The organism is uncultured Methanospirillum sp. (assembly GCF_963668415.2).
Taxonomy (GTDB): domain Archaea; phylum Halobacteriota; class Methanomicrobia; order Methanomicrobiales; family Methanospirillaceae; genus Methanospirillum.
In genome coordinates, this window is sequence record NZ_CAXXDL010000001.1 from 827,039 (window position 1) to 848,568 (window position 21,530).

The window sequence follows — 21,530 nt, forward strand, 5'->3', positions numbered from 1 at the left end:
AATGACAGATTATCTGGTAGTGCTGGAATCGGCATGGGTCATCAAGGATGTCAAGTCTGTTGATGACGCGATCGGAATTGCGATCAGTGAGGCAGGAAAGAGACTAAACCCTACCGCCAAGTTCGTGGATGTTGAGGCTGGAGTGATCGCCTGCCCTTCGTGTGATGAAGAACTCCCCTGTGCGTTACTGATTGCACGGACTGCACTTGTGGGGATGCGGATGGAGATGAAGGTCTTCAAGGCTGACTCATCAGAGCATGCCGGGCGAATCGCCAGATCGGTGGTGGGAAAGGCGCTGCGTGACGTCCCACTTGAGATCGTGGAAGTGCAGGAGTTATGATAGAGGTCGTCGGACATACCGCAGTGGATCACATCTGCAAGGTTTCCCACCTTCCATCACCCAACGCCTCCTCTTCAGTTCTTGACCGGAAGGTATTCTTCGGAGGGGGAGCTGCGAATATTGCTGCAGGAATTGCGGTGCTCGGTGGAGAAGCAGCTCTCATAAGTGCAGTAGGAGGAGAGTTTGCAGGCAGTGAGTATGACAAATGGATGGACCAGCTGAAGATTGATAAGCGGTTCTTCGTTGTTCCTGATGCAAATACTGCAACAGCGTTTATGTTCACGGATCCGAATGGCGCGCAGATGACATTCTTTGAGTGGGGAGCGTCACGGGCATTCGAGACTGAACAGGCACCGAGGCTTGAGTTTGTTCACATGGCAACAGCAGACCCTGCATTTAATGTCAGGGTTGCAGAGCTGGCTGCATTTTCAAGCTTTGATCCAGGTCAGGATATCCACCGGTATACCAAAGAGCACCTGCAGGTGATCCTTGAGAACATCGAAATTCTGATCGCAAACCAGCATGAGTATGTCGGGATGTGCAAAACGCTGGGAATTTCACATGAAGATCTGGTGAAAAAGGTCCCAATCTCGATCGAGACGAGAAGTGGTGACGGGTGCCTGATCACAGAGCAGGGTACTACCACAACAATTCCTGCAGTGACAGTGCCTTGCGTTGATCCAACTGGGGCAGGAGATGGATTTCGCGCCGGGTTCCTGACCGCCTATGCTGAAGGATATGACACGGTTACAGCAGCAAAAGTAGGAACCGTCACGGCGTCATTTATCGTGGAGCAGGCAGGATGCCAGACAGCGCTTCCAGACCGGACCCGCATGAAAGCACGGTACGCCGATACGTTTGGTCCGTTACCAGACCCAGAAGGATCACGACGCACCTGAACGGAGGAAGTATGCAACAGGGGAGGACAGAGAGTGCAGTCAAGATCGAGTCGATGTCGCGGTACATCTTCACGGCACCGGGATGGCCGAAGTCAATTCTGATCCTTGTCCTCCTCGGGCTGCTCATCGAGGCGATATCATGGCGTCTCTCACCACAATACCGGTTTTTCGGGATTCTCTGTTTTATTGTGCCAGGGCTTGCCGCACTCATCACAACAAGGCCGCTGATCACTATGATCGGCAGGCAGATGACATGGAATCGAAGTGCGCTGCTGGCAGTATCCTGTACTCTCTTCTCAGCACTGATCACGCTGATAGGTCTTATCGTGCTCAGGGATTTTCTGGCACTCATCTTTGCTATCGCACTTGGGTTTATCTTCGGCCTCAGACTTCTGATCCTGGTCTCGATAGCAGACTACCGGATGAACAGGGTGATAACACCGGCGCTGATCCAGAGCCTCACTGGTTACGTGGGTGGCCTGTTCATCTTCCCCCAGCCATTTGTGACTCTGGCCCCGGTCCTGTTTCTCCTCTTCGGAACCGGCTTTGCCATTCTTATATGGCTTATTGACCGCCCACTGTACCGTGCATTCAGGATCAGGGGGCTTGAGTTTCTCAACGCATTTATTGCACACCTGACCGATGGATCACGGAGCATGGAGGAGTTCTTCCGTGGCATCGGGGAGGAGGCCTTCGTCCCCCAGGTGAGCATCTTCTTCAGGCGTCCCGGAAAGCAGGATCTCATCTTCACAATTCCTAATGTTCATCCCGGACCTATGGGGGAGATCGGTGGCGGGAACCTTCCGGCTATCCTGCGCGAACAGTTCGAGGAGGAGGTGATGGTGGCACACGGATGTGCAACCCATGACTTCAACCTCGTCTCAGAATCAGAGATCCAGAAGTTGGTAGATGCTGTCAACCTGACTCGAGACCATCTCGAGTATACCGGAGTTGCCTGTATATCCACGCGGATAACCGAAGGGTCGGTTTCCCTCCTTTACCAGAGGATCGGTGATACACTCCTGATGGTCAGTACCCGTTCTCCTGACAAGACTGAAGATCTTGATTTCTGCATCGGTCATGCAATCCTCTGCGAAGGACACAGGAGAACTCCGCATATCGGATTCGTTGATGCACACAACTGCATCGGTGATGAGATAGCATCAATTCGTCCGGGGACACGGACCGCCCACGAGTACTTCACTGCTGCCTGCCAGGCTTTTGACAAATGGGACCAGACGGAGACTTCAGCCCTATCAGTTGGCTATGCACATATCCCACTCCCGTACCCCAGGACAGCAGGTATCGGAGACATCGGACTTCAGGTGCTGATCACAGAAGTCAGCGGTCAGAAGACCGCATATATCCTCCTTGATGGGAACAACATGGCATCAGGGGCACGGGAGGAGATCAGGGATGAAGTGCTCACCATGGTCGATGAGGCCGAGATTATGACTACCGATACCCATGTGGTCAACACCATATCAGGAAAGAACCCGGTGGGTCTTCGTGTTCCTCCTGCTGCACTGATGCCGTTCATCGACGACGGAGTTGCGAAGGCACTTGATGATCTTTCACCTGCAACTGCGGCAGGCAGCACAGCGTCATGTGAAGGTGTAGTGATCTTCGGGTCAGACTCCATCGCCCAGCTCGCAAGCATCGTGAACACAATCCTGGTCTACATAATTCCAATCAGCGGAGGAATGCTCCTGCTGACAGTTGTGTTGTCAGTAATCGCGTACATGGCTCTCTCGTGATCAGCAGTGAGGAAGTGAATATGAACAAGCATATCCAACTCAGAAAGATGGTCTTTCAGCCAGGGAGGGGACAATGAGTTATCATTCGCCAGTTTCTATTCTTCCGGCAGGATCTGATCTTGGTGTCTACAAGGTTCAGCTTCCTGTATGGAATCTTCTGCTCAGGTCTGCGATGTCAGGCGCTTACATTGGAATGGGGGCAGCTCTCCTGATTGCAGTCACTACCGGAATGGAACTGACACTCGGTGCAGGGATGGTCAGGTTCATCGGAGGAGCGGTCTTCCCACTCGGTGTGATCCTGACAGTTCTGACCGGCGCAGAACTCTTCACAGGAGATGCGATGCTTGCACCGCTTGCTGCCTGCAGGGAGCAGATCTCATGGATGATGGTTGTTCGCCTCTGGGCGCTGGTATGGGCCGGTAACTTTCTGGGTGCCATCTTCTTTGCTGCACTCATGGCTGCAGGCCCATTGACATCAACCGATCCATCAGGCCTTACAAGTGCCACAACTGCAGGGATCGCAACCGTGGGCATCGCCTCTGCGAAGTGCAACGCCGTGGGAGTGGCCGGGTTCTTCTCTCTGATCGGAAGTTCACTTGCTGCCGGATGGCTGGTCAACCTAGGCGTGCTCCTTGCCCTATGTGCTGATGATGTCATCGGGAAGATAGTGGGGATCTGGTTCCCGGTGATGGCAATGACGGCAAGCGGTCTTGAACATGCGGTGACAAACATGTACCTGATACCAGCCGGTCTCTTTACCGCAGGAGGACTCACACCGCTTCAGGTTGCGCAGGTCGGGCCAGGGATTGCAAACCTAGGGTGGAGCACGATGTGGGGTAACCTGATTCCGGTCTCGATCGGAAACCTGATAGGTGGTCTCTTCTTTGCAGGACTTTTATACTGGTTCTCATTCAAAAAAGAACTGGAAGGGTAGAGGTAAATCTCTACCAATACTCACGCACATATTCACACAATGTAATCCTCGTACCGGTGGACATGACAACTGACCGGAAACGGGATCCCAATCGTGGAGATGATTGCATCACCACGGTCAAGGGTCTGAATCTCAAGGTCCAGGACCCGGAGATCATGTTTCGCTGAGGAAGCGATCGTCTCACGATCCTGACGATCGGCAAGGCCCATGATCACAAACGTGTTCATCTGGGCAAGAACCCGGGGGTCGATGTTCTTGGGCTGCTGTGTGATCGCACACAGGCCTACCCCGAACTTTCTTCCTTCCATCGCGATCTGTCTGAAGATTCCGGTTTTCTCTGATTCCATGGAAAGCACCCTCTGTGCCTCCTCAATGGTCAGAAGAACCCTGTGTGGTTCATCCTCACCGGCGCGTCCAGATTGTACGACATTTTTGTATGTATTCAGCACGGCCCGTGAGATGACAGAGAGGAGAAAAAGTTCAGCCACCTCACTCATGCGGGGAATGTCAATCAGCACCACCTTGTTTGCGAGGAGGTCTTCAATGATCTCAGGAACAGATGAAGTGGTTTTGTGCAGAAAGGCAGAGGAGATGTCAACCAGAGTCTGAATCTGTCGCTGCACAACCCGGAGTGCATCAGGGTTGGCACTTCTGACACGCTGGGCAATATCCTGATGATCACCGATGTATGCAGTTGTTTTGACGTGAGACGGAAGTGACTCCACATCCTCGTTCATGAAGAAGTCTATGATGTCATGACCGGGAAACGGCGTAAGAAGGTTCATGACCTCACGTTCAGTTGGTAGGAGATCAAAGAGGAGCGTAAGATCAGTGATGTCCATGTCATCATGGCTGATCAGGAGCTGTTTCATATCAAGTTCGGTCCTGACGATCTCATTCTGAATTGAATAGACAGAGAGGCCGGTATCTGCATCCTGATGATGGAGCAGTCCGCGGCTCTCGAAATCTGAACTCATTCCTGCCGCATATTCACCGTGTGGATCGATGATGAGAAGACCGAACAGTCGTGCGGAGATTGCCGAGGCACAGAAGACCTTCATGTAGTTGCTTTTTCCCATCCCTGTAGTTGCAAAAACACCCATATGCTGGGAGAGAACTTTGGCAGGTATCCGCACCGGGAGTTCAGGAATAGGGCGCTGTCCACTGACCACGAGACCTACCTCGATCTCACCCATGAATCTGTTCAGATATGAAATATCATCAGGTGCCAGTGTCCTGACTGAAGAATACCTCGAAGGCATGACTCTGGGACGTCTGAAGACCTCATCCACACCGATGCACCCGATCGGATACGCTGTCATTACCAGCGAAGTATCACCAATTGTATCACCAGTCCCTGACTGCTCATCATGACCTATTCCGGTTATCCGTGCAAAAAAACGGGTCTGGTTCTGTTGATCGTCCACAACCACCAGATCTCCAATACTCATAGGAGAATCAGCAGGAGTCCTGAAGATATAATGAAGCACGCTGGTGCCAGTAAGCCTGTTGTCCAGCAGCCTGCCACTGGTCATATGATACTGAGAAAGAGCCAGGCTGATAAGAGCATATTGATCTTCCTGGAAAAGAGAGCAGATAGATAACAGCATTCATCAAAATATATAATCCACCTGAGGGGGTTATGGAAAAATATGTCAAGAAGAGCAGCAGAAGCAGTATTTCAGGGGTTGTTCCTGCTTTGTGAGATAAGAGGGGTGCTTCGGGAGACCGCACCTCTTCATACGTTATCAGCAGAGCAGAAAGGAAAGACAGCAAAAACTCTCGAGAAACTTGAGAAGCAGATCAACATCCTGAAAGAGGAACTTGTATCATGAACTGCGGAGAAGGGATCGATACCAGGCTTATCGAGGAACTCTATATCAACCTGGATCCCATACAGGCTGGTGGAAGACTCACTGTTGACGCCATGAAAGCAGTTCTCGCGTACGGAGACGGGTACTCGGTATGTGACAACTGCGAGAAACCTTTCAGACTGGATTGTATCAAAAAGCCACCTCTCGCAAAGTTCCACGACGATCTTGCTGCCTTTGTCAACATGGACGTTGCGAGACTTGTGCCAGGAGCAAGACGCGGATTCCAGGCAGTTGCAGACACTGTTGTAAGCAAAGATGATCCGGTACTCCTCACGGCATTTTCGCACTACACAGAGTTTCTCTCAGTCGAGCAGGTCGGAGGGGTCCCCCATGAGGTGCCGCCAGATGATTCACAGATCATCACTGCTGATGCAGTGGCTTCACGAATCGAGGATGTCACCCGTGCTGCCGGGAGATCACCGACACTTTTGTACGTGGAAGAGGTGGACTACCAGTATGGCAATCTCCATCCGGTACAGGAGATTGCCAAAGTTGCTCACCAGTATGATGTACCAGTTCTGTGTAATGGTGCATACACAGTGGGGATCATGCCGGTGGACGGGAAGAAGATCGGCGCTGACTTTCTCGTGGGTTCCGGGCACAAGAGCATGGCGGCCCCTGCACCATCAGGCATGCTTGCTACCACATCAGAATGGGCTGATAAACTCTTCAGGACCACAAAGGTAAAAGGGGATATCACCGGCAGGACCTTCGGAGTCAAGGAGGTCGAGATGATGGGGTGCACGCTGATGGGTGTTACTTCTATAGGAATGATGGCATCGTTCCCGCATGTGAAAGAGCGGGTGAATCAGTTCGATACCCACCTGAAGCGATGTAACCAGATCGTGGATGCTCTCTGTTCAATCGAAGGCACAAAGGTGATGAGCGAATATCCCCGGAAACATCCGCTAACCAGGATGAACACCACAGAATCATTTGACAAGGTTGCAAAGACCCATAAGAAAAAAGGGTTCTTCCTGCTCAGTGCCCTTCGGGAGAGGGGGATCACCGGGATCATTGCCGGGTCAACGAAGGTATGGAAATTTAATCCCTACGGGCTCACCGATGAACAGGCACAATATGTCGGGGATATGTTTGTGGAGATTGCAAAAGAGGAAGGATTACCAGTAAAGTCATAACCCGTGCTGATATCAACACAGATTCACTTTTTCGAAAAACTACTGACCAGATTAATCTGTCATAATCTTTCCATTCAACGCTGCAATTCGCTCTCTGGAATCCAGAAGAGAGGGTATCATCGATCGAATTTGGAGTTTTTCTTCCAGTTCCTTAATCAGAGTGATTTCTGCTGCGGTTGCAGGTTTTGGCGGAACAACCCCGCAGGAGGTGTTCCCCGGCTCATTAGTGAAGGTCCCAATCTTGCGTGCGAGCGTGATGATGTCCTCTTTATCATATCCGATCAGCGGACGCAGGATCGGGATGGTTACTGCAGAGGATATGGTGACAATATTCTGCAGAGTCTGGGTTGCTACCTGGCCGAGGTTGTCACCGGTGACAATTGCCTGATGATTGCGCTCTGTTGCATATTCTTCAGCAAGCATAAACATGCCCCGCTTACACAAGACACACCGGTATCGTGGCTCACACTCATTCATGAGTGTATCATATAATGGCTGGGCATGGACAACATGCAGAGCCAGTTGAATCCCCGGCACCCATGATGAGAGTGCAGCCAGGTTTCGAAGAACATTTTTGTAACAATCAGAGCCGGCCCATCTGCCAGTGTCAATATACAGGAAATGTATCTTTACTCCCCGTTTCATTATCATCCAGCTTGCAACAGGAGAGTCGATCCCTGCGGAGAGCAGAGACAGGACAGAGCCCTGGGTGCCATAAGGCAATCCTCCCGGACCCGGTATCCGGATATCATATGCAATCCCACCCTCTTTCCGGGCTTCAAGATAGATCTCATAATCAGGATGAGTCAGATCAACCCGTACTCCAGGTACCGTTTCAAGTACTGTTCCACCAGCTTCTGCCCCTAACTCCTGGCTGGTGAAACCAGGGACCTGATCCCTACGCGCCCGGATTGCAAAACTCATTCCGGGATTCAGATTTTTTCGTGCGAGTTTCCCGGCTGCGTTGCATAGGTCAGGGAGTGATGAGGTAGTCAGAAGAGCGGGGGCTATGTCCACGACTCCAAAGATATGGCTGAGGAGAGGAACCAACGCTTCAGGCGTTTCTGATCTTACAAGGATCCGGCTCCGGTTGTCCGTGAGAGTATATTCGATCCCATGACTTGTCAGTGCAGATCTGATATTGCCTATGAGCACTTTCATGAACTGTCGCCGGACCGGCTCACTCTTCAGAAAGAGTTCGCCAAAGCGGATCATAACAGCGCCTGACTTTCCATTCTCCATTGGATGCTCATACATTTGCGCTATCCGTGATAGGTAGTTTGTGCTATGAAAAGGCTAATCATCCCGGAGGTAAAGAAGATGGTCAGACCTGTTGATCAGGAACAAAGACTATACGATCAGACGGTCAGGTGTACGTAATGGCTCCAAAAAAGAAGAAGGACGCTGCCCCTGCTCAGGATGAAGCGCCGCTGAAGCTCTTTTATATATTCTACAGCCAGGAGCGCTGGGAGAATTGGATCAAGGCACTCAGCGAGGCTGATTTTGAAGGAAGCGGTGATGACGAGGAGATGCCTGAAGGCTTCCAGATGCTCTCCAGTTTTAACCAGGATATCTGTATCGAGGTTCTGAAGATCATCAAACTCTTCCAGAATAACCGGTTTTCAAAGGACGAAGCAATCCAGCGAATCAGTGACGTGGAGGAGATCGTTCTGAACCAGGCGGTTGAAGGGGATCTTGAAGAGGTCATTGCCTCGCTTCAGTTTTCAATGCTCGTGCTCTTCGCAGCATCCAAGAAATTCATAGAAGGAGGATTTGACGAGGATATCAAAGCCCTGGTCAAGAAAGGAAAGTCAATCGATGAAGAGCAGATGGAAGAGATACTCGAGGTTGCTGCGACCATCGGCGCAAATGTGATCAACGGGAAGTCATGCTGCGGACGGTATATCAAGGAGAGTGATGATCCCGGCATGTTTGATGAGTGGCTTATAGAGGTTGAGACCATCAACGAGGCACTTGCAACCCTGAAGAACTTTGACGAGGAAGCAGGCGAAACTTCTTGATTGCAGCACGGGCGCGACTGCGGTATCACAGGCAGCTCGGACGGCTGGCAGGATACCGACTGCCTGAAGGAGCCTTTCATGGTGCGGTGATTGAGACATTATTCTCGATCCCGTATGATGCGTTTGATCGTCCAACCCGTGAACAGATCATGGCTTTCATAAAGGCATTTGTAACATGCAAATGCAGGGAAAGCCCGAATTGTGGATGCCCGGAGCGCAAGTTTGCCATTGAGATCATAGAACTGCGTGAATCCGGACTTGATCATCGGCAGATCAGTGAGTTTCTTCTGGAAGAGTACGGGATTGAGATCTACGCTGCTGATATTCTTAGTTACCTTGAAGAGTCAGTCCATCTGCTTGAAGCGATTCGGGATGTTGCTGAGCAGACCAGTATTCGCCAAGTGCAGATACGGACTGAAGATCACATCGAAGCGATAGAAAAAGGAATCCCGGTTTCGGGATAACTTCAAAAAAATATTATCTCTTTTTCTTGTCCATTGCCTGCTGCTTGACAAGACTTCTGATACGCTCTGCAGTGCTGCCCTTGAAGTCGGTCAGATCCTTTTCCTGCACTGTGGCAACTTCTGATCCGGTCACAGCAATTGCATCTGCTAGCACATGGTCCAGTTTTTTAGCCCGTTCCCAGCACTCGTAGGCTTCTTCATTTCTTCCGAGGCCGCCGGAGAGGGTGATTGCCTTGAATGCCCAGAGGTCAGGGTTCGAAGGATATATGGCAAGAGCCTGATCATACCTTTCGACTGCCTCTTCATATTTGCCCTGGTACGAGAGTTGATCAGCCTCAAGCGCCAGCGCATCTGCCTTATTGAGGAGTTCATCCCGTTTGCTCAGGAGCTTTTTGGTGGTATTTTCAGCCATCAGTTCACCTGATTCGCGTATATGATACTTGTCCCGGGAGTATTTGAGAATATGGGGAATAATTCCAGAATCAAACCCATTTGAAAAGTTGATTATGAGGAGGGAGAACGAATCAGGATACCAACAAACCGGTTTAAATATTCTCTTTCATGGATCAGAACCTCCCATGTTTCTTCCAGGTCCAGAATAGAGTACTGGTGAATCAGTATGTTGCGAAAGGAGGAGAGTGCTGCCAGAGCTGAACTGAGATCTGGTTCAAGCACGCCATACTTCTCCAGTATCTCAAATGTTTCACGGTATGAAGAGGGTTTCACTGGAATTTTGCGAGTGGCAATAAGCCAGGCTCCGGCATCTATTCCAGCCTGAATAGCTAGAAACATGGCATGCAACACCATATTCTGGGTATCCCGATCAGTAAGAAATTTCTCTTTCGGGATGGATTCGTACCGCTCCCAGTCTGAAAGAGCAATCGTTAATTCCCGGATGACATCTGTAGTATTCATCCTGCCAGAGCCTCCCGGAACCACTGATCAAGGGACTCATTCCATGGTTGAATATCCAGATATCTGATAAGAATATCTGCCTCAAATTCTGCTGTTTTTTCATCATCATTGCTTATAAGGAGCAGCCCGGTTGATAGAACCTCATAGACAAAGGATACCGGAGCTCTGTTCATGATACGGACATCAACATGAATTCTCGGATTAATTGTTTTTTCAACGGCCTGACCAATCCGGCTTATAAGTTTATACCTCTCGAAAGGATCAGGATTAGAAAAAAGATAAAGAGCAAGATCAATATCATGCCATGTATCTGAACGAAGGAAGGATCCAAATAAATAACCAGTACAGATGAAGTCCCAATCGGATAATGATGAACGAATATCCATTATTATCTTCTCCTGCAACGGAGGGAAGGTTTCGGGCAGGGGATTCATCTTCTTCAACTCCTGAATACTTTGTTGAACTGCTAACTTTATTAATGATGACAGGATTGAATTGTATTCCCCATAAGAAATATCCGATAAAAACCGGAAATAATGCAGGAATTGAGATTTGACAGAAGTAATTTAATTTCAGGTATCCTTGCATCATATATGAATACCCAACAGCCTAAACGATGGAATATTCTCGTTTGTGGCACTATTCAAAGAGTAGGGTATCACCATCTCATTCAGGGGATTGCCCGTCGCAACCACATTACCGGTTGCATTCTGAACCTTGAGGGATATGATGTCCGGATTATTGCAGAAGGGATACCAGAAGATCTCGAACGGTTCAAAAATGATATCAGAATTCAGGAATACCCTGTTTTTGTTGAAACTTTAGAAATTTCTAAATTGCCCCATACTGGCGAATATAAATATTTTGAGATCGTCCGGGGAACTCCCGATGAGGAACTGGCAGAACGGTTTGATTCAGCAATAGCAGTTCTTTCCAGAATGGAGAAGAAGCAGGATACTGCAATAGATTTAGGTAAAGAAACGATATCACTGCAGAAAGAGACTCTTAATGAGGTGAAAGGGATACGTTATGATCTCGATAAAACCCTTACATCAGAGATTGCTGAGGTAAAAGAGGAGCTCAGAGAGATCAGATCAGCCTTGATTCAGGCGGGAATTATGAACTCCGCAAGGTCATAAAGAGAATTTTTCGTATACTGCAAAATGATACCCATATATAATAGTATCATCAAGATCAATTTAAGCTCATGGAGAATAAATACGAGATATCCTCTTCTCTTCAGTCTCTCCTCGATCATGTAGAGGAACAGTTGGATACACGGATACACCTTCAGCGGAAACAGGATGCTCCAAAGAAGGGGCTTTTACTTGATCAGTATTCGTACCAATCCGGGCGCAATGTCATTGTCTTTTCAAATCAACAGATTGGAATGCTGAAGGATTTCGTTATTGCCCAGAATGCAATAAAACTCCTTCTCAAAGGTATTGCTGCAAAAAACGCAGGATACCGTGTCCTTTCATTTGACAGTAAATCAGCAACGATTGGAATGGAGCAGATCTATCTTGATGTCCTGAAAGATGAGAAGACCAGGCACCTTGATTTCTGGATCAAAAAGAAACTGATGTTCTATCTATATATGCTGTTTCACGAGACCCTGACTGAGCTCCCGTGGACACTAATGGCGAACATTGTGGTCTCAAAACTCTGTCCGGTTATGCGCAATGCTCAAGTCTACTTCCTGATGAAGGAAAGTATGCGTGATATGCATGATCTTGTTTCGTTCAAGGACTTCATCCCCCGGCGATACTTTGTCATGCACAATGGGATGTTCTATGGAAGGGATTTAATTCTGGGTGAGGTCATGAGCGAGATGAAACTCAACCCGATGATCAATATCCCGGAGATGAAGAAGTTCAAGAATCTCAATCTTATGGAGATGCTCACTCACCGGTGGCAGAAGAATCCCTGGTATCAGACCAAACTTGTCGGGGATGCTATGGTGAATATTACTAAAGAGATGAAAGTTGCCCAGACCTGTGAGAATCCAAGAGCAGAGACATACCCGGTGATTTATAATTTTGTCGAGGAGATCACAAACCGGTGGATCAAACTGATGCAGATCGAGAAATACTACTTCTGGGAGACGAGTGAGCATCAACAGAATGCAATGAAGATGCAGGAAGAGTATGAGAAGGAAGCAAGAATGACGATTTTTGGGGAAGTGTAACCAAAGAGAAGCGGGAAATACTGAGGAATAAACTTAAGAGGTCATCAACTAGAGAGGGTAAATAAGTTCAGATGATGAGACTTCTTAATCATTACCTGTTTCAGAATCAACAGATCATAGAGTCCGGAAAATTATCAATTATTATTTTACTATCACTAGTCTCATTATTTGCATCAATTTTCTTTCTGATATTCAATCATCAGACCGATTTTCTCTTCGTGTATATATTTATTCCACACCTTTATCTGGTTCCTATTATCTTGCTTGCTCTATGGTTTCCAAAATCTGGCCTTAGGCTGGTTATGATAATTGGCCTACTCCTTGGCGTATTCTGGCTCTGTGCAGGTCTTTTTGGATATCCATTTCCTCCACTCTTTATCATACTTTATACGGGCCTCGATCTTGCGATATTTGTTGTATTTCTTCTTTACGTGAAGGACAGACGATTAGTCGAGACCGTTATCAGTGATCTCATTATCAGATCATCAGAAGGAATCAAAGATAAAAAAGATGTCAATGAGTCGTGGCAGAGAGATTTTGATGATATTGTCTCAAGACTCTCTCATACTGATGAGGAGATTCGTGAGGAGGCAATAGGGGCATTAAGTGGTATTAGCGATGAAAGAGCAGTCTTACCATTAATTGCCGCTCTTCATGACCCTAGCATCATGGTGAGACGGGCCGCAGCGGATGCACTTGGAAAGACTGGTTCTTCAAAGGCAGTTATTCCTCTCATTAAAGCACTTTGTGATACTGATCGGATTGTTAGGGAAGAAAGTGCAGAGGCACTCGGTCATCTTGGAGAGGTCTCAAATCATGAACTTCAGATTGCAGGGCGTAATGTGGACTGGAGAGTAAGGGTGGGTGTCCTCATAGCGTTAAGAATAACAGCTTCCAGTAATTCTTCACCAGATCTTATCATGGATCTGGCAGGTGACCAGAATGTATATGTCCGGAGGGAGGCAATAAAAACTTTGGGGAGAATTGGAGAACACAAGGTTTTGCCATATCTTGTTCAAGCCCTTAAAGATCATGATGCGGGCGTAAGGATCAGAGCAATACGGGCAATAGCCAGAATTGGGACCTCAGAAGAACAGAGAGAGTTAATTCAAATCTGTCTTAATGATTCAGATGTATCAGTCAGGATGAGAGCTGAAGAAGAATTAAAAAAAGTCAGCCATGAACCTTCGGCTCGCAGATGATGATGAAACATTCTGAAAAAAACTTCAAATTGAAGTTTGTTTAGAGTGTTTCATGAGAGTGAAAAGGTTAAACAGTAACAATTATTAGGTTGCTTACAAGATATAAATCGGGGATAATATGTCAGAAAAAGAAAGTGGATTCAGTGGGCTTGAAGCAGCAATCGTTGTAATTGCATTCGTAGTTGTAGCAGCTTTCTTTGCGATAAGTGTCTTGAATAGTGGATTTTTTGCAGCTCAGGAAAGTGAGAAGCAGGTTTCGGGGGGGGTCAAACAGGCAGGTTCGAGCGTATATATTGAGGGAAGTGTCTATGCAACTCTTGAATCAAGTGGAGGGGCCCTTGATTCAGTGAGATTTGCTATGGGCATCTTAGAAACCGGGCAACCACAGGATCTTTCGAAGATGAAGATTGTGTACACTCATTCAAAAGATATCAATGAATTACGAGAATATTCCTATAGCGGAGGTTCAACATACAGTGCGACTGAATTCGGAGCGGATGGATCATCGATTATGAGGCCAGGTGAGAAACGAGTCGTAACATTAGGTCACGTAAATGGCCCAATACCTGGTGGTTGGTTTACCATTGAAGTAAAACCGCAACTGGGGGCAAGTACATTTGTAAAATATTATCTTGCAGACTCATACAATGGCGGGGTAGTTCTGCAATAAACAAAAAAATCATTATATACCCTGAATTTATTTTCCAGGGGATAGATTTTTCGGCCACTACCCAATATATGAAACCTAACTTTATTTAATCGGGTGAAACGGTGAGGTGCAGATCATAAACAAGGATTCAGCAGCAAGCGGTAGTTTCATCTTTGAGATTAAACCAAAGATTGAAGTTTCAACTCTTGTCGGTAAGACCCTTGCAACCGGATGCAAGGCGGAGTTATCATATAACCCAGCACTTTTTATTCAGGTTCTTCACAGATATAATATCAACCTGGGAGAATCGGCTTCAGTTACTTGGTATTTACTATTCTACAATAAAGGGAGTCAGTTCAGTATCCCAAGATATAATAATTTGCTTACAATTGAATTCAAAGCGACGAAGAATTGATGCTTTAAGACCTGATTATAGCATCCATTGTATGATGATACATATATTCGAAACGTTGAATGAAACCTCTGTTGAGATCGATAAGTTTCATTCCACATTAAAAAAGAAACTCTTATACCCTAACACGATAATATGAACTTCAACCGGGTGAACCGGTGAGGTGTAGATCATGAACAAGGATTCAGCATTTTCAGGCCTTGAGGCAGCAATCGTGCTAATTGCGTTTGTTGTCGTTGCCGCAGTGTTCTCCTACGTTATGTTAGGAGCAGGTTTTTTTGCAACCCAGAAATCACAGGAAGTCACATACTCAGGTATCAAGCAGTCAACATCAAATGTGGTGCTTGATGGACAGTTATATGGAACATGGGATACTGGAACTTCAAAATTATCGGCAATCCAGTTTTATCTCTCAATTCCACAGGGTGGGCAACCCCAGAAATTGTCTGAAGTGGCATTTTTACTTACTGTAAACAATGGTGCAGTATATGCAATTCCAGCATCAGCTCTTTCTGACGAGACTAGCGTAGCTAATTTTGCATCCAGAGTTTTGGCAGCAGGAGATAGAGCACAAGTTACTGCAACTATAAGTGGCTACACATCGACTACTCCGTCAATTACAGGAGGTCCAGCAGCAGGCGGTAGTTTCACCTTTGAAATTAAACCAAAGATCGGAGCATCAACTCTTGTCGCCAAGACCCTTGCAACCGGATACAACGGTGGAGTTATTATATAACCCAGCACTTTTTTTTCTGGTTCTTCACATATCTAATATCAATCTGTGAGAATCTGCTTCAGTTACTTGATACTTACTATTCTGTAATAAAGGGGTTCAGCTTTCGATCCCATGATAATAGTGTGCTTACAATTGAATTCATTGCGACAAAGTATTCATACTTTAAGACCTGATTAAGGAATCCATTGTACGGACATATATATCAGAAACGTTGAATGAAACATCCGATGGGATCGATATGTTACATCCCACTTCAAAAAAAGAAACTTATATACCCTAGCAGGGTAATAAAATTTTAACCGGGTGAACCGGTCAGGTGTAGATCATGAACAAGGATTCAGCATTTTCAGGCCTTGAAGCAGCAATCGTGCTAATTGCGTTTGTTGTTGTTGCCGCAGTGTTCTCCTACGTTATGTTAGGAGCAGGTTTTTTTGCAACCCAGAAATCACAGGAAGTCACATACTCAGGTATCAAGCAGTCAACATCAAATGTGGTGCTTGATGGACAGTTATATGGAACATGGGATACTGGAACTTCAAAATTATCGGCAATCCAGTTTTATCTCTCAATTCCACAGGGTGGACAACCCCAGAAATTGTCTGAAGTGGCATTTTTACTTACTGTAAACAATGGTGCAGTATATGCAATTCCAGCATCAGCCCTTTCTGACGAGACTAGCGTAGCTAATTTTGCATCCAGAGTTTTAGCAGCAGGAGATAGAGCACAAGTTACTGCAACTATCAGTGGCTACACATCAACTTCTCCAGCAATTACTGGGGGTCCAGCAGCAGGCGGTAGTTTCACCTTTGAAATTAAACCAAAGATCGGAGCATCAACCCTTGTAGCAAAGACCCTTGCAACCGGATACAACGGTGGAGTTATCATATAACCCAGCCCTTTTTTTGGTTCTTCACATATCTAATAGTAATCTGTGAGTGTCTGCTTCAGTTACTTGAATCTTACTATTCTGCAATAAAGGGGTTCAATTTACGATCCCAAGATAATATAGTTACAATTGAATTGAAGCGACGAAGTATTCATACTTTAAGACCTGATTAAATCATCACATCGTACGGACTATATATAAGAGGGTCTCCAATGAAGGGGGCACTATTTCAATCGTTTGGATAATCTCGCGATTCTCAACTCACTAATCGTTTCGTTAATAGTCGAGGCACATACTTTCGGCATCTATATATTCTATTGAAACTCGCACCAATGCTCGTTGGCTTAAACGAAGAAAATACATCAGATTATATTGGAAATGTAGCAACTAATGTACAATTGTTATTTACTCAAACAATGGATTTCCCTCTAATTAAAACTGAATTACATACTCACTCAACTATAACCAATCTCGAAAGTGGCTATATCCCCCATTATTATTATTCAAACTCTTGATCGTTCTTTCTTTTCGAAAACAATCCTACCGAAAATTCATCAAATCACTCACAATTGAAGATTGTATTGCTCTTGGAATTCCCGAATAAGAACCTGAAAGGTTTCATATTCTCTCAGGAAGTAATTTGCATAATTTTACATACAATCGGTTAAATAGGATGGTTTAAAGAAAATCATGCGAATAAATGGAACCATTGCGTGTTAAACTATTCAGAACGGCCATGGAATGGTTAATTCAATGCCTAGTCAAGCATTAAGAGATGACAAATATGCAGAATATAATCATCATTACGGGTGTAAGATGCACAAATTTCACATATTTCTTCTAAATGAGTTTCCACTACATGGAATTTTTTCTGAAGGTAATGATCATGATGCCCCATATGCAATGCCATTAGCTGAAATTGTCAGTACAATAAATCAAAGCATGGTAGACAGTTCAACTGGATAGTGGCTATGATTCCTTTATGATTTATGCGGGATATTGGAGGATTTTCAAAATCAAACCATTAATCGACCCCTACAAGAACGCAGTCCATAACAGAGATGGACAATTGAGAAAATAGATCTTTGGGTCAACAAAAAGTGGACGAAAGGGGGAGACGTTCGAGGCAATATTGGAGATCAATTATTGTTTCTTGCTAATAAAGGTAAGGAAAAGCAGGTTGGTATGTATCTTCGTTATCAGAACTGACTCAAACCAAATTTCCGAAAAGAGTACAGATCAAGGGCGGATTGCGAAAGAACTCATTCGTTTAGGAAACGAATGATTAATTTCAGTGTTAAATGGATTCAGAACAGATCTAAAGAATTCTACATTACCTTAAGTTTCATTCAACATAAAATAAAGAAACTATTATATCCTTGAATGACAATTGGAGTTACTACTGGGTGAACCAGTGAGGTAAAGATCATGAATAAGGACTCAGCATTTTCAGGCCTTGAGGCAGCAATCGTGCTAATTGCGTTTGTTGTCGTTGCCGCAGTGTTCTCCTACGTTATGTTAGGAGCAGGATTTTTTGCAACCCAGAAATCACAGGAAGTCACATACTCAGGTATCAAGCAGTCAACATCAAATATTGTGCTGGATGGACAGTTATATGGAACATGGGATACTGGAACTTCAAAATTATCGGCAATCCAGTTTTATCTCTCAATTCCACAGGGTGGACAACCCCAGAAATTGGCTGACGTGGCATTTTTACTAACTGTAAACAATGGTGCAGTATATGCAATTCCAGCATCAGCTCTTTCGGACGAGACTAGCGTAGCTAATTTTGCATCCCGAGTTTTGGCAGCAGGAGATAGAGCACAAGTTACTGCAACTATAAGTGGCTATACATCGACTACCCCGTCAATTACCGGGGGTCCAGCAGCAGGCGGTAGTTTCACCTTTGAAATTAAACCAAAGATCGGAGCATCAACCCTTGTGGCAAAGACCCTCGCAACCGGATACAACGGCGGAGTTATCATATAACCCCACCTTTTTTCGCGCAACCTAAATAGTATTCTTACATATCCTCTATCAACCAATGATAGAGAAGTTGTCCTCCAACAAACGAGTTTTCATTCCAGTTCTCATAGTATTATTCACAATATTCGGAATCTGGCTTAGATACCAGCCATCCAGCCTTTTATTGGAGGGATTTCCAAAAGTCCTCTTTACTGATCCCTGGTATGCACTCAAACAGACAGAACTTACACTCACCCATTTTCCATCGCAGATATGGTTCGATCCGATGACTAATTTTCCACAGGGAAAACCCATCGACTGGGGACCTTTTCTTCCATGGATCGGATCTCTCCTCTGCCTTGCAACAGGATTGACCACTCCGGAAACAATGATCCCTCTCGTCTCATGGATACCAGTAATCTGTTTTGTACTGACCATCCCAGTGGGATATTTTTTAGGAAGAACAATCTATGATCAGAAAACCGGAGTCATTACTGTACTGATCCTAACAGTCCTTCCAGGTAACTTTTTGATCAGAACCCTCTATGGAAATTACGATCATCACTGCTTGGAGATATTAATTAGTGCAGCATTTGCTCTCCTCTATATACTTGCCTTAAGAAGTTCATATCAACAAGAACGGCATAAAACCATTGCATTCAGCATCGCTGCGGGTTTGTTTCTGGCAGCAGGAGTTCTGAACTCAGTCATAATATTACTACTGGTCATTGTTTGTCTCATTTTCACGATTATCCACATGTTCATCACCTTTGCTACCAAAACAGAGGAGAACAACATAATTATCACCAATATCCTGGTCTTTGGAGTAAGCCTGATTGGTCCAATTATCCTTGCCATCCTGGGTCTTCCCGGAGGTGAAGGATATGTAATGAGCCCTTTTGAACTTGCAGAATTCCTTGTAATAGTGCCACTTATTTCAATTGGCCTATGGATCATAGGGGCTCTATCTCATAAAATCAGTCAGAACCAAAAAACCAGTCTGGGCATCTACTTCATTTTCCTTGCAATCGGTGTAATCGGCCCGTTTGTTCTACTTCCTACCTTATTTTATCGTACAGTAGATCTTTTTACAAATTTTTTCTTTTTTCCAAACGAGTATATACCAGTGGGAGAGATGCAGGCCTGGGACTTAGTAAACGCTTTTCAGACATACAATCTGTTGCTGATTCTGTTCGCCTGTGGAATAATCGTATTAATATACCACTGGCTCAAGGAAAGAGAAGTATCTGCGGGATATGTTAGTGTCTGGGCACTGGTATGCCTGGCCGCAACCATCACCCACGTACGTTATGAGTATTATCTTGCCGTACCGTTTGTTTTAGTCAGCAGCCTGGTTATCTCGAAGATATTTAATTTCGGTCAAGTAATGCCTCATATTGAGGAAGAAGAGAAACAGCAACCCGTCAATAAAAATTCTGCCGGAGTACTCATCGGATCATTTATGCTTTGCGCAATACTCCTTATGTTCGGCATCTTCTCATTTATGATCGCATCAACAGATTATTCACCATACACAGCTTCAGAGGATATGATAGAGGGGATGATGTGGCTCAATACACACTCACCTGATCCGGGCATTAATTATACAAATATATATCAGCCCCAAAAACCGTTTCCATATTCACCAGAAGCATATGGCCTTCTTTCATGGTGGGAATCAGGCCATGTTATGAATTTTTTCTCACACCGGCCGGTTATTGCAGATCCCTTCCAGTCACACGCTCAGGAAGCCGCTGAATTTTTCCTTTCACCAAATGAGAGTGCAGCCGAAAAACAGGCAACAGACACAAAAGCAAGATATGTCATCACCGATTCAAGCATGCTCTTTGATAATCTGGCAGTGATGCTTCAGACTTACAACTCCAATCAGACAGTAAATGATTACTTTGGATATGTAGCAGTTACAGATCCCGTTAATAATACCTCGCACAACGACATCGGATTTAAAGAACCTTTTTACCGGAGCATGATTACCAGGCTTCATGTCTTTGATGGATCGGCAACAAAAGGTGAGAAACCTGTAGTTGGAAATGACACAGGAACCGCTATTCCCGGAACTGATATGATTGCATATTTCCCATGGGCCGGACCTGATCCAATAGTGTCACCCGAGATCAATGTCCCACTTGAATCAACTGAAGCATTACAGCACTATCAGTTAGTGTGGGAGTCTAACACATCAGTTTCTGCGACATCTAAACATGATATTAGAAAAGTCAAAATTTTTGAACGAGTTAAGGGAGCGGTGATTCCAGGAGAAGGAACCATTGAACTCAACCTTGTGACAAACGAGGGCAGGGAGTTTACGTACCGGCAACAGAGTGATAATGGAACATTTATAGTACCTTACTCAACCGAACCAAGAGAGGGATTTGTTCATGCAACGGGACCCTACCGGATATCAGAAAGTGGCAAGGAGATAGAAATTTGGGAACATAATATTTTAGAGGATTAATATTTATTGTTCATAGACCTCTTTTTTTGGCAGTGCCCCACTTGATAACTGAAAATGGATATTCATCCATTGGAAGGATTTACTGTGATAATTTAGATCTGAAATGTGGGAATAAACAAAATCTGAAGTTTTTTATCATCAGTAATTACCTAGGTCATTACCGATAAATCCAGCGGTTAATGCCTCATAAATATTGTTATCGGTTCAGACAAGCAATGGTTTGATCTCGATCTCGTTTTTTGAGAGAGTTGAATATCTTCTCAATCGAAACCTTTTCCCGATAGGTCAAAAGGGCTTCAGTAAGTGTCAAACTCATATAGAATTTACGCGAAACGGTTTTTCAACCGAAATTGAGGTTGTAAGGTGCTTGAGCCGCATGAATTGAAAGGTTCACATACCTGAACAGAGTAGATTTGATCACTAGTGCCTCTCGTCACTTTATTTTCGAATCGATTCTCTAGGCATTTTGATATGAATTTTAGATGACAAGGGGCACTAGGGGATTTATTCTACGAAATAAATAATTTCCCATTATTGATAGATCTGGAATTTTTGGTAATTGAATAATATTTTATCATCATTCACAAAGTGATCCATTGATCACAGCCCAATATCTCCAATAATCGATTTAATGTTGATAAAGGGAGGAATATGATGACTTACAGTTTGC

At 45.3% G+C, this 21,530-nt stretch carries 22 protein-coding genes; 17 read left to right on the plus strand and 5 right to left on the minus strand.

Annotation, left to right across the window (positions count from 1 at the left end; translation table 11 throughout):
* Window position 1 precedes the first annotated feature (1 nt).
* The 4 genes from ACHZA2_RS03840 (at window position 2) to ACHZA2_RS03855 (ending at window position 3,930) form a co-directional block, all read left to right on the plus strand.
* Window positions 2–340: a DUF555 domain-containing protein gene (locus tag ACHZA2_RS03840; RefSeq protein WP_319540069.1), complete on the plus strand. Its 339-nt coding sequence runs from the start codon at window positions 2–4 to the stop codon at window positions 338–340.
* Window positions 337–1,239: a PfkB family carbohydrate kinase gene (locus tag ACHZA2_RS03845; RefSeq protein ID WP_319578596.1), complete on the plus strand. Its 903-nt coding sequence runs from the start codon at window positions 337–339 to the stop codon at window positions 1,237–1,239. Before ACHZA2_RS03840 ends, ACHZA2_RS03845 begins: the two co-directional genes overlap by 4 nt.
* Window positions 1,240–1,250: 11 nt before the next feature.
* Window positions 1,251–2,996, plus strand: coding sequence for a DUF2070 family protein (locus ACHZA2_RS03850; RefSeq protein WP_319578597.1), 1,746 nt, complete (start codon window positions 1,251–1,253; stop codon window positions 2,994–2,996).
* Window positions 2,997–3,069: 73 nt separating this feature from the next.
* Window positions 3,070–3,930: a formate/nitrite transporter family protein gene (locus tag ACHZA2_RS03855; RefSeq protein WP_319578598.1), complete on the plus strand. Its 861-nt coding sequence runs from the start codon at window positions 3,070–3,072 to the stop codon at window positions 3,928–3,930.
* A gap of 32 nt (window positions 3,931–3,962) precedes the next feature.
* On the opposite strand, the gene ACHZA2_RS03860 is transcribed toward ACHZA2_RS03855, so the two are convergent.
* On the minus strand, window positions 3,963–5,465 hold the full coding sequence (locus ACHZA2_RS03860; protein WP_319578599.1) for an ATP-binding protein: 1,503 nt from the start codon (window positions 5,463–5,465) through the stop codon (window positions 3,963–3,965).
* 117 nt (window positions 5,466–5,582) lie between these two features.
* On the opposite strand from ACHZA2_RS03860, the gene ACHZA2_RS03865 reads away from it, so the two are divergent.
* Window positions 5,583–5,765, plus strand: coding sequence for a hypothetical protein (locus ACHZA2_RS03865; protein ID WP_319540064.1), 183 nt, complete (start codon window positions 5,583–5,585; stop codon window positions 5,763–5,765).
* Complete coding sequence (pscS, locus tag ACHZA2_RS03870; RefSeq protein ID WP_319578600.1) at window positions 5,762–6,943, plus strand: O-phospho-L-seryl-tRNA:Cys-tRNA synthase; 1,182 nt, start codon at window positions 5,762–5,764, stop codon at window positions 6,941–6,943. Before ACHZA2_RS03865 ends, pscS begins: the two co-directional genes overlap by 4 nt.
* A gap of 51 nt (window positions 6,944–6,994) precedes the next feature.
* Here pscS and thiI read toward each other — a convergent pair whose 3' ends face one another.
* On the minus strand, window positions 6,995–8,200 hold the full coding sequence (gene thiI, locus ACHZA2_RS03875; RefSeq protein ID WP_319578601.1) for a tRNA uracil 4-sulfurtransferase ThiI: 1,206 nt from the start codon (window positions 8,198–8,200) through the stop codon (window positions 6,995–6,997).
* A gap of 122 nt (window positions 8,201–8,322) precedes the next feature.
* Between thiI and ACHZA2_RS03880 the strand changes: the two genes are divergently transcribed.
* Both ACHZA2_RS03880 and ACHZA2_RS03885 read left to right on the plus strand, forming a co-directional pair.
* The gene (locus ACHZA2_RS03880; protein ID WP_319540061.1) at window positions 8,323–8,964 is read left to right on the plus strand and encodes a DUF2150 family protein; all 642 of its coding nucleotides are present in this window, start codon (window positions 8,323–8,325) and stop codon (window positions 8,962–8,964) included.
* The gene (locus ACHZA2_RS03885) at window positions 8,961–9,428 is read left to right on the plus strand and encodes a DUF5814 domain-containing protein (RefSeq protein ID WP_319540060.1); all 468 of its coding nucleotides are present in this window, start codon (window positions 8,961–8,963) and stop codon (window positions 9,426–9,428) included. The genes ACHZA2_RS03880 and ACHZA2_RS03885 overlap by 4 nt, the downstream gene beginning before the upstream one ends.
* Window positions 9,429–9,441: 13 nt before the next feature.
* On the opposite strand, the gene ACHZA2_RS03890 is transcribed toward ACHZA2_RS03885, so the two are convergent.
* The 3 genes from ACHZA2_RS03890 to ACHZA2_RS03900 all read right to left on the minus strand — a co-directional run bounded on the left by ACHZA2_RS03890 (window position 9,442) and on the right by ACHZA2_RS03900 (window position 10,777).
* The gene (locus tag ACHZA2_RS03890; RefSeq protein ID WP_319540059.1) at window positions 9,442–9,840 is read right to left on the minus strand and encodes a tetratricopeptide repeat protein; all 399 of its coding nucleotides are present in this window, start codon (window positions 9,838–9,840) and stop codon (window positions 9,442–9,444) included.
* Window positions 9,841–9,932: 92 nt separating this feature from the next.
* On the minus strand, window positions 9,933–10,343 hold the full coding sequence (locus ACHZA2_RS03895) for a DUF86 domain-containing protein (protein ID WP_319578602.1): 411 nt from the start codon (window positions 10,341–10,343) through the stop codon (window positions 9,933–9,935).
* Window positions 10,340–10,777, minus strand: a complete 438-nt coding sequence (locus tag ACHZA2_RS03900) for a nucleotidyltransferase domain-containing protein (RefSeq protein ID WP_319580936.1) — start codon at window positions 10,775–10,777, stop codon at window positions 10,340–10,342. The genes ACHZA2_RS03895 and ACHZA2_RS03900 overlap by 4 nt, the downstream gene beginning before the upstream one ends.
* A gap of 159 nt (window positions 10,778–10,936) precedes the next feature.
* On the opposite strand from ACHZA2_RS03900, the gene ACHZA2_RS03905 reads away from it, so the two are divergent.
* The 9 genes from ACHZA2_RS03905 (at window position 10,937) to ACHZA2_RS03945 (ending at window position 20,860) form a co-directional block, all read left to right on the plus strand.
* On the plus strand, window positions 10,937–11,482 hold the full coding sequence (locus ACHZA2_RS03905; protein WP_319578603.1) for an acylphosphatase: 546 nt from the start codon (window positions 10,937–10,939) through the stop codon (window positions 11,480–11,482).
* Window positions 11,483–11,550: 68 nt separating this feature from the next.
* On the plus strand, window positions 11,551–12,531 hold the full coding sequence (locus tag ACHZA2_RS03910; RefSeq protein ID WP_319578604.1) for a hypothetical protein: 981 nt from the start codon (window positions 11,551–11,553) through the stop codon (window positions 12,529–12,531).
* A 71-nt stretch (window positions 12,532–12,602) separates the two neighbouring features.
* Window positions 12,603–13,733: a HEAT repeat domain-containing protein gene (locus ACHZA2_RS03915; protein WP_319578605.1), complete on the plus strand. Its 1,131-nt coding sequence runs from the start codon at window positions 12,603–12,605 to the stop codon at window positions 13,731–13,733.
* A 118-nt stretch (window positions 13,734–13,851) separates the two neighbouring features.
* A complete protein-coding gene (locus ACHZA2_RS03920; protein WP_319578606.1) occupies window positions 13,852–14,403 on the plus strand; it encodes an archaellin/type IV pilin N-terminal domain-containing protein in 552 nt (183 codons plus the stop codon).
* A 106-nt stretch (window positions 14,404–14,509) separates the two neighbouring features.
* Complete coding sequence (locus ACHZA2_RS03925) at window positions 14,510–14,797, plus strand: hypothetical protein (protein WP_319578607.1); 288 nt, start codon at window positions 14,510–14,512, stop codon at window positions 14,795–14,797.
* Window positions 14,798–14,966: 169 nt separating this feature from the next.
* Window positions 14,967–15,530: a flagellin gene (locus tag ACHZA2_RS03930; RefSeq protein ID WP_319578608.1), complete on the plus strand. Its 564-nt coding sequence runs from the start codon at window positions 14,967–14,969 to the stop codon at window positions 15,528–15,530.
* 325 nt (window positions 15,531–15,855) lie between these two features.
* Window positions 15,856–16,419: a flagellin gene (locus ACHZA2_RS03935; protein ID WP_319578609.1), complete on the plus strand. Its 564-nt coding sequence runs from the start codon at window positions 15,856–15,858 to the stop codon at window positions 16,417–16,419.
* A 1,425-nt stretch (window positions 16,420–17,844) separates the two neighbouring features.
* A complete protein-coding gene (locus ACHZA2_RS03940; RefSeq protein WP_319578610.1) occupies window positions 17,845–18,408 on the plus strand; it encodes a flagellin in 564 nt (187 codons plus the stop codon).
* 55 nt (window positions 18,409–18,463) lie between these two features.
* Window positions 18,464–20,860 (plus strand): oligosaccharyl transferase, archaeosortase A system-associated, encoded by a 2,397-nt coding sequence (locus tag ACHZA2_RS03945; protein WP_319578611.1) that lies wholly within the window; start codon window positions 18,464–18,466, stop codon window positions 20,858–20,860.
* Window positions 20,861–21,530 lie beyond the last annotated feature (670 nt).